Source organism: Leptothoe sp. EHU-05/26/07-4, from assembly GCF_043421015.1.
GTDB classification, from domain to species: domain Bacteria; phylum Cyanobacteriota; class Cyanobacteriia; order Phormidesmidales; family Phormidesmidaceae; genus Leptothoe; species Leptothoe turfae.
Window position 1 is genome coordinate 626,142 of the sequence record NZ_JAXSQV010000004.1, and the last position, 16,063, is coordinate 642,204.

Consider the following 16,063-nt stretch of genomic DNA (forward strand, 5'->3'; position numbering starts at 1 on the left):
GAGTTCTCCATGGAGGCTCTTTTCAACAAAAAAAGAGCTTGATAATCTCAAGCTCCTTTGACATTAGGGGTATTTGAACTCACCTTTATCTCTATGTAGACACACTCTATGTAGACATAGGGTGCTGCTTATCGTCGCCACTTAGTTAGACGAGCATCACCAATCGTGGCTAAAGCTCGGGCTTCCATCAGCTCGCCCTGTAACCGTTGAATTAAAGCTGCCTTCTCATCAGTTGGTTGGGAGAGAGAATTATTGCCAGACAAGACTGTTCTTGGCTGCGTTCCTTTGTTTAGAACAGATGCCCCAATACTGGCGGAGGGACGCAGGGCAGCTAATTGCTGTTGCAGTTTGCTAATCAGTGCGTCCTGTTCACTTACTTGGGGCTGGGGCTCCGGAACAGTTGGAGATGTTGCAGCTGGCGTGAAGTTAAAGATTTCTGCCAGAATCTCTTGAGCATCGCGGGGCTTGCTCACTTTGATCGGTTGATAGGGCAGCATCGCGTTAGTTACGCGGGGGCGATTATCCGTTAGATCCTTATCACTGCCAGAGGCCCCCTTGAGCAGGTGCAACATATTGGTGAATTCCACCATGGTCTGTCCTGGCGCACTGTTATAGCCCCGATAGTAGGGCACAATGTTCTCGCCAAAGGCATTTTGATATTCATCGCTGTTGATATAACTATCGATGTCAGCTTCGTAGCCTTCGGTATCTAGAATGGCGCTGTGGGCCTTCATTTCGGCAAAGTTTTGGGGGGCACGACCTAAGAGATGTTTGAAGTGCAGCTCCATGGCTCGATAGCGATAGCAGTTTGTAAACCGAGACTGATAAAGTTCAGATTTAGCGACCTGACGAACAAATTCGCGAACGCTCAGATTACCATTTTTGAGCTGAGATTCAGGGACCACTAAACGCTCACTCTCCATAATGTGAGCGTTGCCCATCACCTGACGATAGATGGCCCGGATAACCACTTCACTTTCCTCTGTTGATGCACCTGGCAATAGTTCTACTGGTGATGTTTGACGGAAAGGTGCGTAACCCTGGAATGTTTGCTGGGCAATTTTTTCTTGCTCAGTTAGGAGTCTCTCGGGTTCTATCACAGTCAGCTGGCGCTTAGCGGGGCTATTAACCGCTTCGATTTCGCCAATCTTATTGGTCATGGTGGCCTGGATTAGTCGTGCTTGGGAGACATAATAAGCCGGGTTACTATCATTGCTCGCTCTGCCCCGCAGTAGTTTTAGTAGGTTCGCAAATCCGGCTACTTTTTGTCCGATAGGAGACTGGTGTCCTCGATAATAAGGCACTGTGTTGTCCCCAAACACCTGGAGATATTCATCGCTACCGAGGTAAGCGTCGATTTCGGTTTCATACCCTGCTGAATCTAAGATCTGGCTATGGTCAGCAATATCGCTGTAGTTATTGGGAGCACGGCCTAACAGGTGCTTAAAGTTCAATTCAATGAACCGACTGCGGGAGCAAGGTTCAAAAAAGCGAGACCGATATAGCTCTGACTTGGCGACTCTGCGAATAAACTCGCGCACAGTGATAGTTTGACTTTGTAGCTGTGCTTCCGCATCCGCAATGGCAGCCCGCTCACTTTCCATCACATGGGCATTGCCCAAAACCTGTCGATAGACTGCCTGAATCACCACCTCAACGGCTGCCAATGAATCGTTGGGGCGTAGTTCAACTGGGGCTGTTTCATCAAAGGCTTGAGTCCCTAACTCGATGGCAGGTCTAGCGGGTGAGAACCGTGCGGCAGCGTAAGCTGCATAACGTGCCTCTAACTCCTGGGTGGCTGGAGATTTCCAGAGTGTGGTGGGACGAGTGACAGGGGCGATCTTACCAATCTGATTCGCCATGAGGGCCTGATTTAACCGGGACTGTTGATTGTGGGCTAAGTTGTTGTCATGGCTAGCTGCACCGCGCAGTAGTTTTAGCAGATTGGGAAATCCGGATACCTGCTGGCCTGTCGGGGACTTGTGACCCCGATAATAGGGCACCATGCTTTCACCAAAGGTTTGTTGGTACTCATCGCTATCTAGGTAGGAGTCAATGTCTGCTTCAAATCCTTGTGCTTCTAAGAGATAACTATGGTCAGCAATATCGCTATAACTGTTGGGCGCTCGCCCTAATAAATGTTTAAAGTTAAGTTCAATAAAACGATTGCGAGAACAAGGCTCAAAAAACCGAGACCGATACAGTTCTGATTTAGCAATCTGACGAATAAATTCTCGGACGGTGATAGCATGACTTCGTAATTGTGATTCTGCGTCTGCCACGGTAGCCCGCTCACTCTCCATCACATGGGTATTGCCCAAAACCTGCCGGTAAACAGCCCGAATAACGACCTCGACGGTTTCTAAAGAGTCATTGGGCCATAGTTGAACGGGATCTGTTTCATCAAAGGCTTGGGTGCCCAAACTAATGGCAGAATTAACAACAGGATTTGCAAATGTGCTGACCATTCACCGTCTCCAATTTTTATAGCTGTATAAGTTGAACCGGGTCTGTGAGCCGTTTTGCTCAGTGAAGGCAATAATCCAGCCCATTTTAAACAGTGTGTATTGTTACCATTTTATTAAGATTAGGGTCTGTAAACTTTGAGGAATTGTTACAACTCAATGGCAACTCCCAGCGCTGGCGCTTCACATCTGTTTGCAGGACGTTTCATAATGTATTGGGTGGTCTGATTGGGTATTCCTTCAATCAGCTTTTGTGAGGCTAGCAGCATGAATGTGCAGAACAGGAACATAGAGACGCTATGGGATCACAGGATAGAGCTGCCGAGTGTGGATACTGGGGGTGCCTTACCCCAAAAGAAAACGCCAGGTGGTCGGACAACGGTTTTGCATATGAACTTTACGCGAGGCCAAACCGAGGTATCTGCCGAAACTGAAAGAGAATATTTGAGATTCTTTGCGAAAATAGCCAATGAGCTGGGGGTATACCTGGAAATCTTGACGGACAGTGGCTGTCGAGAAGAGATTCAGCAGGAATTCGCAAAAGATTGCTATAAGGCGCTTAACTATACAATTACCGAAAACCTAAAGCCTGTATCAAAGTGGGCTGAGGATAGTGTGGAATATCTGGCAAATGATTGTGTGGCCGTGCTGAGACAGTTTGATGATGATCTTCTGGCAAAGGCGATGACCGCAGGGCGACGACAACGGTGGCAAGGAAAACTGACCCCAGATATTTTGGAGGAAGTGCTACAGGATGACCACTTATGGATTCCTTTGGGAATCAGGGTAAATGAATTCAAAATGGCGGTGGAACGAGAGCTGGTTGCCCAGGTAAGGGGACAAACTGTCGGTCACATTCGAGCCTATATAGAAGGGGGAAATATGATTACGGGGGAGGATGCCACTGGCAAACCCTTGATTTTGGTTGGCAAAGATGCGATCGCAACCACAGCCCATCTCTATCAGCTCAATGATCATGAGGTGCGCCATGTGATCTGTGAGGATTTTGGGCTAGCCAGTATTGATCAGCTGGTCTGTGTGGAGCAGCCCGGACAATTCCATTTAGATATGGGCATGCTGTTTATTGGTAAGGGAGTTGTCATTGTCAATGACAACAGCCAAGCGCTTAAAGACGCCATTGAGATGGCAGAAATGGTGCCTTGTATGACAACAAAAACCATGGCAGCGAAGCTGAAACTGCAATGCAGTTTAGAAGAAGATGCAGCCCAAGACCTATTAGAAGCAGGGATGGAGGTACGACGAGAGAATCTAGAGAAGGCCATGCTCTATAACTTCTTCAATGGAGAGTTTGTGGAGGGAGCGGATGGCTGTTGTTACTACATTACCAATGGCGGACCCAGCGAGCAAGAGATGTTGTTTGAAATGTTGATGGTAAGAGACTGGCAGGTTGTAGAAAAAGTGTTCTTTAGCCCTCAAGAAGTCGCCCAAAAAAGTCTCCAAGATCGAGGAGGCGTCGGCTGCCGACTGAAAGGTGCGATGCAATGATTTTAGTTCTTGGTTATTGGTTATTCGTGTTAGAAGCCTTTTGTTATCAAGTGTTTTACTTTCTTTTGTAGGGCGACTACTTCTGATGTAGAAATCTTTTTCGTCAGCTGAAACTTTTCTTTGGCAACCACTGTACCTGTAGGGAAAGTTTGTTGATACTCAATGGTATTGTTGGCTCCATAAACAATTTTGGTGCTGCCACCACCAAGGTCGATGACTAAGGTGGTGTTCTGTTGTATAGAGGGCGCAAGGGAACTAACGGCTCCTTGAAGCGTACAACGAGCCTATAGACTTGGTGTCGATTTAGTGTCGATATCGATTGCAAGATGAGTGGTTGCGTTGGCCATGATCGATTTCTATCATTAATGTTGCGTCTAAACATAAAATGCAATAAAAGGCAATTGAACGCAATTAAAATATACGGGTCTTGTTGAAATGAAGAAAAATTTTAGCTTTCGGGCGATGCCTTGATTCTGGTTGGTTTGTCCGCAGACAAGCCAAGCTGGGGAGCGAAAACAGTGTTAAGGGTTTGGTGCCAAACTAAATTTCAGGGCCAGAATGTTCGTGGACTTGAAGCATTCGCATCAAAAATCTATGCGCCCGATTCGTACCTTTAACGTTACACCCACACTACCCGCTTCGTTAGCTCCTTTGCGTCAGCTTGCTGAAAATATCCATTGGGATTGGGATGTGGGGACGATTGACCTGTTTAAACGTCTGGATCCTGACCTTTGGGCATCTAGTCGCTACAACCCCATCTTAATGCTCAGCACCATTAGTCAGGATCGGCTCCATGCCGTTGCTGAGGATGGTGGATTTATTGCCCAGATGAACCATGCTGTCGAGCGTTTAGAGCACTATTTGAATGCCCAGTCATGGTACGACGTAAATCGGGCAAATCCTGTGGATAACGAGTGTTACGCCTACTTCTCTATGGAGTTTGGTTTGACGACGTGTCTGCCGGTGTATTCGGGAGGTTTGGGCGTTCTAGCGGGTGATCACTTAAAGACGGCTAGCGATTTAGGGCTGCCCTTAGTTGGCGTTGGTTTGCTCTATCAAGAAGGCTACTTTGCCCAGTATCTTAATGCTGATGGCTGGCAGCAGGAACGCTATCCTATCAACGATTTTTACAACATGCCCCTGGCTCTGGAGCGGGACAGTGAGGGGAATGAATTGCGCATTTCTGTAGATTATCCGGGGCGTAAAGTCTATGCACGTATCTGGCGGGTGACCGTAGGGCGTGTGCCTCTGTATCTGTTGGATACCAACATTGAGCCGAATGCCCCCCACGATCAGGACATTTGCGATCGCTTGTACGGTGGCGACATTGATATGCGAATCCAGCAGGAGATGATGCTGGGTATTGGCGGTGTCCGTATGCTCCAGGCCTTAGGGTTAAAGCCATCGGCCTATCACCTCAATGAAGGTCATTCAGCCTTTTTGGCTTTAGAGCGCATTCGTATGCTGATGGATGCCCAGGAACTCAGCTTTAGTGAAGCGCAGCAGATGGCCCAGGCAACTCAGCTATTTACTACCCACACCCCTGTCCCGGCAGGCATTGACCTCTTCCCCCCAGAAAAAATATTCCATTACTTAGGGCACTATGCTGCACGCTTTGGTCTGTCCCATGAGCATTTCTTGGGGCTGGGACGAGAGGATGATGTCGATCATGATGCTCCGTTCAGTATGGCGGTTTTGGCCATTAAGATGGCCTCATTTGTCAACGGTGTGAGCAAGCTCCACGGTGCTGTATCCCGTAAGATGTTTGGTGGTCTGTGGCCCAGTCTGCCAGTGGATGAAGTGCCGATTACGTCCATCACCAATGGCGTCCATGCCCGCAGCTGTGTGGCTAAATCTACCCAGGAGCTTTATGACCGTTACTTAGGACCGAACTGGGATAGCGTCGGTGTGGATGATCCATTATGGGACAAAGTGGCTGCCATTCCCGATGAAGAGATCTGGCGCAACCACGAAAGTTGTCGTTCTCACCTGGTTGTGTCTGTTAGAGACCGGCTACACAAAGCGGTGAAGGAGCGAGGCGGTTCTCATTTAGAAATGGAACGGGCCCAAGAAGTGTTAGACCCGGGTACTCTTACCATTGGTTTTGCTCGCCGATTTGCCACCTACAAGCGCGCCACACTCTTTTTGAGAGATGTTGAACGTCTGCGGAAGATTGTTTCTAACACCTTGGGGCGGCGGGTGCAGTTTGTGATTGCCGGTAAAGCTCACCCTAAGGATATTCCAGGCAAAGAGCTGATTCGCAACATTATTCACTTTACCCGTGATGAAGGCTTAGATCGCTCCATTGTGTTTGTTCCTAACTATGACATTCACGTCGCCCGCTGGATGGTATCAGGCTGTGATGTCTGGTTGAATAACCCCCGTCGTCCTCGGGAAGCATCGGGAACCAGTGGGATGAAAGCGGCAATGAATGGTCTTCCCAACCTGAGTGTGTTAGATGGCTGGTGGGATGAGGCGGATTATGTACGCACAGGCTGGCCCATCGGTTCTGGTGAAGACTACGATGATCAAGACTATCAGGATGAAGTGGAGGCCAATGACCTCTATGAGCTGTTAGAGACCGCCGTTGTCCCTCTCTTCTACGATCGGAATAGCCATGGCATTCCCCGTGGGTGGGTGGCGAAGATGAAGAATGCTATCCGGTTGAATACCCCGACCTTCAATACGGCCCGCATGCTACAGGACTATGCCAACCAAGGATATTTTGCAGCGTCGGATCGAGGGCGGCAGTTGGTCGCCGAGAGCTATGCTCCAGCTAAGGCTCTAGCCCAGTGGCAGTCAGACTTGTACCAGCACTGGCAACAGATTTCTATCGCCGAAATCTATCTATCCCATGATGTTGGTTTGCAGGTGAATGAACCGCTACAGGTAAATGCTCGCGTTTATTTGGGGCAATTGAAGGCCTCGGATGTTTCGGTGGAGTTTTACCAAGGGGGGATCGACATTGATGGTGAGTTGCAAGGTGGCCAAGCAACAGAGATGGTTTATCGCGGTCAAGATGCCGATGGCAGCAGCTTGTATAACCTCAATGTTGCGTACACCCAAAGTGGTCTTCAGGGCTTCTCTCTAAGGGTGTTACCTAAGCATGAATATCTGAGTAGTTCCTATATGCCGCGCCTCATTCTTTGGGCCGATCCAGACAATGTAAGCATTGTCATTGGCTATTTAGAGGCTATGGAAGCTACCCAGGTAACTGCCTAGCTGGATAAGAGGAGAAGGCAGGCAAACCCCTGTCTCTCTCCTCACGTTTTCGTTGAAGCATGCTCTTCTCGGGCGTTTAGCTGGCCCTGAGATTTCTCGTCTATAGGACTGCTTCAATGGTGGCAATCACTGATTGGCTCAGGGCCTGATAATCGTAGCCCCCCTCCAGTCCAAATAGGACTCGGGGGGCTACTTTGTGACAGGCTGCTGCCAAAAAGCCATAGTCTGCGGGCATTAAATCGATGCCTGCCAGGGGATCAGAGGCGTTGGCATCGTATCCCGCACTGACGAGTAATAAATCTGGCTGAAACTGTTGCAAAAATGGGACCACTTGCTGTTCAAACCGGTGTTTATAATCCTCGACGGTACTACCTGAGGCCATGGGAATGTTGAGCACATTGCGGTGCATCCCTGTTTCCCCTGCTTGACCAGTGCCGGGGTAGGCGGGCATTTGATGTAAGGAGCAGTAAACGATCTGACGTTGATTGCTGATTAGCTGCTGGGTGCCATTGCCATGGTGCACATCCCAGTCAAGAATGGCAACTCGCTCAATGCCAGGTTTTTCTAGGGCGTAGCGGGCCGCGATCGCAACATTGCTGAGCAGACAAAACCCCATACCCTGACCATATTCAGCATGGTGACCCGGGGGACGGGCGAGGACAAACCCAGAGGTACCATGGTTGTCCGTAACATAGTCCACCCCGTCTAACCAAGCAGATACCGCCAGTAGGGCGGTTTGGTAGCTGGCGGTTGACACCGGAGTATCGGCATCCAATCGCCCGCCACCCCGTTCAGCAATGCGTTGCAGGGTCAGGACATAGGCCGGATCATGGACAGCATTAATCCAGTCTAGGGGGTTGCGATCGCAGGGTTCTACCCACTCCAACTGGTTGCCCATGGCATGGGCTTTCAAGGCTGTGACCACCGCCGTTAATCGGCCGGCATTTTCAGGATGGCCCGGTCCTGTATCGTGGTCCAAAAAACGGTCGGAATAGATGATGCGAAAGGGGGCAGTGGTGGGTATCACTAATTTTCTCTCCAGAGTCTTTAAAGGCCATTGCAAATTACTTTTTTCGAGAACTCCTTTTATCGGAACATCCCCATGGATAATTCGTGGGGTTAGACAGTGACATAGGATCCACCTCAAACCCCCTTTTTTATTGGGTTACGGTGACCATCAAGAATGCCAGTAATGTGCTAAAATTTTATGCATTCTTAGTGAAAATTTCCCAGGAAAACTTTCCTAAATATCCCTAAATTTGGGACCTTAAAAAACCTGCTAAGAATTTATCAAGTTAGGTATTGTTTTTCCGGCATTTTTGGAGTCTCTTTTCCGTATGAGTAATCCCCAAGAGCGGATTGTATCCACTGATCTGCGCAACGAGATGTCCCGGTCCTACTTAGAATACGCCATGAGCGTCATTGTAGGGCGGGCCTTGCCGGACGCTAGGGATGGTCTAAAGCCCGTACATCGTCGCATTCTCTACGCTATGCACGAATTGGGCTTAACTGCGGATAGACCTTTCCGAAAATGTGCTCGTGTTGTTGGTGAAGTTTTAGGTAAATACCATCCCCACGGTGACACCGCTGTGTACGATGCCCTGGTGCGGATGGCTCAAGACTTTTCCATGCGGGCCCCGTTGATTGATGGCCATGGAAATTTTGGTTCCATCGACAATGATCCGCCAGCGGCCATGCGATATACCGAGTCAAGGTTGCATGCGCTGACCAGTAATGCACTGCTACAAGATATCGAATCCGAGACTGTTGACTTTGCAGATAATTTTGACGGTTCTCAGCAAGAACCCACCGTCATGCCTGCACGGATACCTCAGTTATTGCTAAACGGGTCTTCTGGAATTGCCGTGGGGATGGCGACTAATATTCCTCCCCATAATCTTGGTGAGCTGGTCGATGGCGTGATTGCCCTGATTCAAAATCCTGAAATCACTAGTCAGGAACTGATGCTGAATCATATCCCTGGACCCGATTTCCCCACAGGGGCTCAGATTATTGGCAGCAATGGCATTCGCGATGCTTATTTGACAGGTCGTGGTTCTGTCACCATGCGTGCTGTGGCCACCATTGAGACCATTGAATACCCAGGTCGTCCTGATCGGGAAGCCATTATTGTTACGGAACTACCCTATCAAACTAACAAGGCTGGTCTGATTGAGAAGATTGCTGAACTCGTTAACGATCGTCGATTAGACGGCATTTCCGATATCCGTGATGAGAGCGATCGCGACGGCATGCGTATCGTCATCGAACTCAAGCGAGACGCCTATCCTAAGGTGGTGCTCAACAATCTCTATAAGCAAACGCCGTTACAGAACAACTTTGGCGTCAACATGTTGGCCTTGGTCAATGGTGAGCCTCAGTTGTTAACACTGCGACAATTTTTAGAGGTCTTTTTAGAGTTTCGAGTAGAGACAATTACCCGACGGACTCGGTATGAGCTACGTAAGGCTGAAGAGAGAGACCATATTTTACAGGGATATCTGATTGCCCTGGATAATCTGGATGCGGTGATTGCGCTGATTCGCCATGCTGCCGATGTGGGCACTGCGAAACAGGAACTAATGGAATCCTATGAGCTATCGTCTGCCCAGGCCGATGCCATCTTGCAGATGCAACTGCGTCGTTTGACCGCATTGGAAGCTGACAAAATTCAACAGGAGCATGAAGCTCTCCAGGAGAAAATCGCCGATTTGCGTGATATTTTGGCTCGTCGTGAACGCATTCTGGCCATTATTGAGGAAGAATTACAGCAGCTGCGTAATAGCCATGCCAATGAACGGCGCACTGTAATTGAAGCAGCTGAAGACGAGCTGACGGATATTTCGTTAATTGCCAATGAGCAGGTTGTCATTCTGGTGACCGAGCAAGGCTACATCAAGCGTATGCCTGTGTCTACATTTGAGGCGCAGAATCGAGCGACTCGTGGTAAGTCAGGTACCCGGATGAAGGACAATGATGCCATTGAACACTTCATTACCTGTTGCACCCACGACCATATGCTGTTCTTTACCGATCGGGGTGTGGCCTATACGCTGCGGGCTTATCAGATTCCGGAGGGGTCTCGAGTAGCACGGGGTAACCCAATTGTGCAAATGTTGCCCATTCCTCGGGAAGAGAAAGTGACGTCAGTGCTGGGTGTGCAAGAGTTTGCCGAAGATGTGTACCTGGTTATGCTCACCCAGGGGGGCTTTATCAAAAAGACGGCCCTATCCGCCTTTGGCAATATTCGGGCCAATGGTCTGATTGCTATTTCTCTAGAAGAGGGCGACCAGCTGCGATGGGTCCGCTTAGCCCGCGCTGAAGACAGCATTATTATTGGTTCTCAGCAGGGGATGACAATTCACTTTAGGGCTGACAACGATCAGCTCAGACCCTTGGGACGCCCCACCCGTGGTGTGAAGTCAATGTCTCTGCGGAATGGTGATCGGCTGATTAGCATGGATATCTTGCCTGCGGCGGTTACGGCTCAGGTGGCAGCGTCTGATGTGGATGAGGAGGAGAATGATGCGGCGACTGTGGCCGAAGGAGATTGTGGTCCCTGGGTATTGATTATTGCGGCTGGTGGCTTGGGTAAACGGGTGCCTGTGGATAATTTCCGCCTGCAAAATCGGGCTGGTATGGGCTTGGTGGGTATGAAATTCCGCAAGGAAAATGATGAGCTAGTCGCCCTTCGAATTGTAAATTCCAAGGATGAGCTCATGTTAGTTACCCAACGCGGCATCATCATTCGTCAGGCAATTGATGCCATTTCAATCCAGTCAAGAATGGCAACGGGCGTGCAACTGCAGCGTTTGGATGGCGATGATGCGATCGCGGCGGTAGCTGTTGTGCCTGAGCTGGAGATTGCGGATGATGTCACAGAGGCTGTGATCGCAGAAGATGACGTCCCAGAGGCTGTGATCACAGCGGAGGCTCAAACTGATGAGTCCCCTGAGCCTGGAGATGAGTCTGTAGCTGATGCGGCTGTTAACGATGAATTAGAAGATGCTAATGGCGATGACGCATCTGGTGATGACGCATCTGGTGATGAATAGTCTGAGGAGTCAGTGTCTGGGGATCAGCAATGCCCGGAATAGCCCATGGACTGAGTAGTCTTCTGCATACGTGAAGTAGCAAAAAATGCCTAAAATCGGCTAATTGTTGCTTGACAACCCCAGGAAATCATGAATTATGGGCGGTTGTACCTAGAAATACAGGGGATTTATTACAAAGTCTGCTATTAATGTAGCTTCCGGGAAAAAAAATTGATATTAGGCGCTAACCTATGGGCAAACATGATTTTTTTTGCCCATAGGTTAGCGCCATGTTCGGCACATGTAGATGTTCAGTAGGCAATAGAGAACAATGACTCAACTCCACGGGGTGGTTGGGTTTGACTGGTTAAGTTTGAACCCTACATTCAATCTTGCTCAGACAAATTCGATTACTGAATTTACGAGTAGCATTAGTAATCAGCTGGGTACGTTTTTGCCTGGTTTGTTCGGTGCATTCTTGCTTTTAATTGTGGGCCTGGTGGTTGCCACAATTGCGAAAGCATTTGTTAAGTTTTTGCTCAGTAAAACAAATCTCGACAATCAGCTAGCTAGTAAGGCTGGGTTAGGGAATGATGTCTCTGTCGAGAGCACGGTCGGTAGCGTCGTGTTCTGGGTGGTGATGCTTTTCTTCTTGATCGCCATTTTGAATGCGCTCAAATTGGATTCGGTTTCACAGCCCATTAGCGGTTTATTGCAAACTGTCTTTGAGTATGTGCCTCGTCTTGCAGGTGCAGCTGTCATCCTATTTGTTACTTGGGTGATTGCTAAGGTAGTTAAGTCCGCTGTTGTTAACGGTCTTGGTCGCTTTAACCTGGATGAGCGGTTGTCTGAACAGACGGGCGTTGATTCTGAAGGCAATTCTTTCCAGGTAAACGACACCCTAGGGAATGTCGTTTACTGGTTTATTTTCCTCCTATCTTTGCCGCTGGTACTGAGTGCTCTACAGCTGCCCGGTTTATTAGGTCCTGTTGAAGAGCTGCTCAGCAATTTCCTATCGGCCATTCCTCAGATCATTACCGCCGGTATTGTCTTTGGCATTGGTTGGTTGGTTGCCAATATTGTTAAAGGAATCGTCACCAATCTGCTGATGGCAACAGGGGCCGATAACTTTGGCGCTCGTTTTGGTCTGGCCTCTCGGCCGGATGATGGCACGTCTATTTCTAGCCTGGCGGGTGTTTTGGTTTACACCTTGATCTTGATCCCAGCTGCGATCGCAGCCCTAAATGAGCTTAACATTGAGGCAATTTCTGGGCCTGCCGTGGAGATGTTGGAGCGAGTGCTCTTTATCATTCCTCAGGTACTTGCTGCTGGTGTAGTATTGGTGGTCTTCTACTTCATTGGTCAATTTGTGTCCGATTTAGTGGTGGGTTTACTATCGGGTATCGGCTTTGACAATGTTACTAGCCTGCTTGGTTTCCCTGAACTCACTGAGCCTGAACCTGAAGTGTCTACCTTGGCTGAAGGTGAGCCCATGCCTGCCGTAGAGCCACCTCAAAAAACCCCTTCTGAGATTGTTGGGATAATTGCTCTAGTGGGCATTGTTCTACTCGGTGCAGTGACTGCTACTGAAATTCTTGGTTTTCCCGTTCTAACTGAAATTGTTAGCAATATTCTGGCCGTCTCAGCCCGAGTGCTAACCGGTGTTCTTATCTTTGCCGTTGGCCTATATGCGGCGAACTTAGCCTTCCGTTTGGTTAGCGGTATGGGCATGTCTTCGTCGAATACCCTGGCCCAGACTGCTCGGATTGCCATTATTGCTTTAGTTGGCTCGATGGCTCTACAGCACATTGGTTTGGCCACTAGCATCGTTAATCTGGCCTTTGGTTTATTGTTGGGGGCTGTGGCTGTGGCAATTGCGATTGCCTTTGGTTTGGGTGGACGTGATGTGGCTGCTGAAAACCTGCGTGATTGGGTAAATACCCTGAAGCGTTAATCTGCTCAGGGATACAAGCATCCAAAATACTTGATAGGATGCTAACTTAATTAAAAACCCGCAGAGAGAAGCTAAAGTGCTTCCCCTTCTGCGGGTTTACTCATTAGGACGGTTCACCATAACGAGTCTGGATTTTTCAGTAAGGTAAAGATGGTGTGAAAAAAATATACCTCTGTCAGTGACCTTACCTTACTATTTGCGAGGGCAACAATCCTATGAACAGCCATGAGTTAGCAAAATATATTGAAGCAACTGACGGTATGAGTAAACCTTGGCTGCTTATACAATTACGGCTCAAAAAGCTTCAAGAACGTCGTCATGAGCTATCGGCGGATGACTATGCTAAGCAGGTGGCAGATATCCATGACGACCTCATGAAATTGGGCGAGTGGTGGGTCGGTCGTGAGCGTGATGTTTTCTAGAACAAGTCAGAAATAGACTAGGGATATCTACAAAAATGTTGGATAAAAGCGCTGAGAAAACGGCACCTAAGAGGTCGAAAGATGATGATGTCAATGGCCAAGCTAAAGCAGTATCCTCTGATATTGACTTAACCTCGCCTAACTATTACATCAGTCGAGAATTAAGCTGGCTCTCGTTCAATGAACGAGTGCTCCACGAAGCGCTAAATCCACGTACACCCATGCTAGAGCGGCTAAAGTTCTTAGCGATTTTTAGCAATAATCTAGACGAATTTTTTATGGTGCGCGTGGCGGGGATCAAAAAACAAATTGAAGCCCAGGTCAGTCGTCGTACTGCTGATGGTCGTACCCCTATGGAACATCTGCAAGCCATTGGCAGTAAGCTCAGGCCAACATTTGCTCGGCAACAAGATTGCTTTTTGCAAGTCAGAACTCAGCTCCATGAACACGGCATCTATCTGCTGGACTATGACGATCTCAGCAGCAAGCAAGTGGCTTACCTACAAGCCTATTTCGAAGATCAGATATTTCCGGTATTGACACCACTGGCCGTAGATCCGGGCCATCCCTTTCCCTATATTTCTAATCTGAGTCTCAATCTAGCGGTTGTGGTGCGGGAGGCAGATTCTGAAGAAACTCACTTTGCCCGGATCAAAGTACCTAGGGTTTTACCAAGATTTATCCAACTGCCTAAGTCACAACAACCGAAGGGCGCACTCTGGGCTGCTATACCCCTAGAACAAGTGATTGGCCAAAACCTCGCGTTCCTTTTCCCTGGCATGGTAATCGAAGACTATTACACGTTTCGCATTACCCGTAATGCCGATTTGTTCGTGGAAGAGGATGATGCTGATGATTTAATGTTGGCGCTGGAGCAAGAACTGCGTAAGCGTCGTCTGGGAGGTTCCTTAGTACGTATAGAACTCCAGGTAAATACGTCTCCTGAGGTACGTGCCACCTTGCTTTCAGAGATGGATTTGACCGAGGACGATATTTATGACGTCGAAGGTCTTATTGGTCTAGGTGATTTGATGAAATTAATTGGATTACCTCTGCCAGAGTTGAAAGATCCTGACTGGAATGCTGTGATTCCTTTGCCATGGCACCGCATCAACCATGATGAGACCGACGGTGAAGGCGATGATGTATTTTCAATTATTCGCCGTCGCGATCGTCTAGTTCATCATCCCTATACTTCATTTGCGGCCACCGTTCAGCAATTTATTACTCAGGCGGCAACTGATCCGGATGTGCTAACGATTAAAATGACGCTTTATCGCACATCCGGAGATTCTCCCATAATCAATGCGCTGATTTCAGCAGCTGAAAATGGGAAACAAGTTGTTGCCTTAGTAGAGCTAAAAGCTCGTTTTGATGAAGAAAACAACATTAACTGGGCTCGTACCCTAGAAAAAGCGGGAGTACATGTGGTTTATGGGCTCTTAGGTCTGAAAACCCACACTAAAGTTGCCCTTGTTGTGCGTAAAGAACACGATGGCATCCGTCGTTATGTTCATATCGGCACTGGCAATTACAACCCTAAGACCGCCCGGATGTACACAGATCTGGGCCTGCTGAGCTGTAGTGAAGATCTGGGTGCAGACTTAACCGATCTCTTTAACTACCTGACGGGATACTCGCGACAAAAAGCGTATCGTCAGCTGCTGATTGCACCCATTACTTTGCGAGAGCGCATGCTGGCATTAATTCATCAGGAAACTGCCCATGGTGATAAGGGGCGCATCATTGCCAAGATGAATTCTCTTGTAGACCCCGGTATTATCCAGGCTCTCTACCAGGCATCTCAAACGGGGGTAAGTATCGACCTGATTGTGCGGGGTGTCTGTTGTTTAACGCCTGGTGTCAAAGCTGTGAGCGAAAATATTCGAGTCATTAGTATTATTGGACGATTTTTAGAGCACTCTCGTATTTTTTACTTTCAGAATGATGGCAATGAGCAGTTTTACATTGGTAGTGCCGATTGGATGCCCCGCAACTTAGATCGCCGAGTTGAAGCTGTGACACCGATTCTAGCCCCGCATTTACGCCGAGAGCTGAGCAATATTTTGGATATTTGTCTTGCCGACAATCGTCAGGCTTGGGAGATGCAGTCAGACGGGACCTATGTGCAGCGTCAGCCGCAACCCAAGGAGGTAGAAAAGAGTACCCATCAATGTTTGATGGAGCAGGCTAGAGGTGTCAAGGTCTACTAAGATTCTCTGCGGAGTTGTTCTCCTTGGTCAAATATACCGATGTTTGTGAGACAGTTCGGCGGACACTTTCATGGCTGTTGAAGGAATATGTCCATGACACCTTGCTAGAAATGCACTTTTATCAGCAAAAGTGCGTATAAATATGGACTGAAAAGACCTGGTTGGTGGCTGGGTATTCTGTTAGAAAAGAGCCATCTACCTACGTATGTTTGGAAGTCCGTATATGAGGTTTACTGTAATTTTAAGG

8 protein-coding genes and 1 pseudogene are annotated in these 16,063 nt (G+C 48.4%); 6 read left to right on the plus strand and 3 right to left on the minus strand.

The genetic code is table 11. The features are described 5' to 3' along the window. Positions 1-128: 128 nt before the first annotated feature. Positions 129-2,468, minus strand: coding sequence for a phycobilisome rod-core linker polypeptide (locus U2F10_RS15805; RefSeq protein WP_499872690.1), 2,340 nt, complete (start codon positions 2,466-2,468; stop codon positions 129-131). Between the two features lie 264 nt (positions 2,469-2,732). Here U2F10_RS15805 and U2F10_RS15810 point away from each other — a divergent pair, with 264 nt between their 5' ends. Further along, positions 2,733-3,971, plus strand: a complete 1,239-nt coding sequence (locus U2F10_RS15810; RefSeq protein WP_499872692.1) for a hypothetical protein — start codon at positions 2,733-2,735, stop codon at positions 3,969-3,971. Positions 3,972-4,000: 29 nt separating this feature from the next. Here U2F10_RS15810 and U2F10_RS15815 read toward each other — a convergent pair. After that, a pseudogene (locus U2F10_RS15815) lies at positions 4,001-4,243 on the minus strand (Ppx/GppA phosphatase family protein); the annotation flags it as partial. A 322-nt stretch (positions 4,244-4,565) separates the two neighbouring features. On the opposite strand from U2F10_RS15815, the gene glgP reads away from it, so the two are divergent. Beyond that, positions 4,566-7,193, plus strand: a complete 2,628-nt coding sequence (gene glgP, locus U2F10_RS15820) for an alpha-glucan family phosphorylase (RefSeq protein ID WP_499061722.1) — start codon at positions 4,566-4,568, stop codon at positions 7,191-7,193. Positions 7,194-7,293: 100 nt separating this feature from the next. Here the strand turns inward: glgP and U2F10_RS15825 are convergent, their stop codons facing one another. After that, the gene (locus U2F10_RS15825) at positions 7,294-8,220 is read right to left on the minus strand and encodes a histone deacetylase family protein (RefSeq protein WP_499872693.1); all 927 of its coding nucleotides are present in this window, start codon (positions 8,218-8,220) and stop codon (positions 7,294-7,296) included. Between the two features lie 310 nt (positions 8,221-8,530). On the opposite strand from U2F10_RS15825, the gene gyrA reads away from it, so the two are divergent. The 4 genes from gyrA to ppk1 all read left to right on the plus strand — a co-directional run bounded on the left by gyrA (position 8,531) and on the right by ppk1 (position 15,816). Next, positions 8,531-11,248 carry a DNA topoisomerase (ATP-hydrolyzing) subunit A gene (gyrA, locus tag U2F10_RS15830; protein ID WP_499872694.1) on the plus strand — a complete coding sequence of 906 codons (2,718 nt, stop codon included), beginning with the start codon at positions 8,531-8,533 and terminating at the stop codon, positions 11,246-11,248. A gap of 310 nt (positions 11,249-11,558) precedes the next feature. Continuing rightward, on the plus strand, positions 11,559-13,181 hold the full coding sequence (locus U2F10_RS15835) for a mechanosensitive ion channel (protein ID WP_163667271.1): 1,623 nt from the start codon (positions 11,559-11,561) through the stop codon (positions 13,179-13,181). Positions 13,182-13,396: 215 nt separating this feature from the next. Then, a complete protein-coding gene (locus tag U2F10_RS15840; RefSeq protein WP_163667274.1) occupies positions 13,397-13,603 on the plus strand; it encodes a hypothetical protein in 207 nt (68 codons plus the stop codon). Between the two features lie 35 nt (positions 13,604-13,638). Then, a complete protein-coding gene (ppk1, locus tag U2F10_RS15845; RefSeq protein WP_499872695.1) occupies positions 13,639-15,816 on the plus strand; it encodes a polyphosphate kinase 1 in 2,178 nt (725 codons plus the stop codon). Positions 15,817-16,063 lie beyond the last annotated feature (247 nt).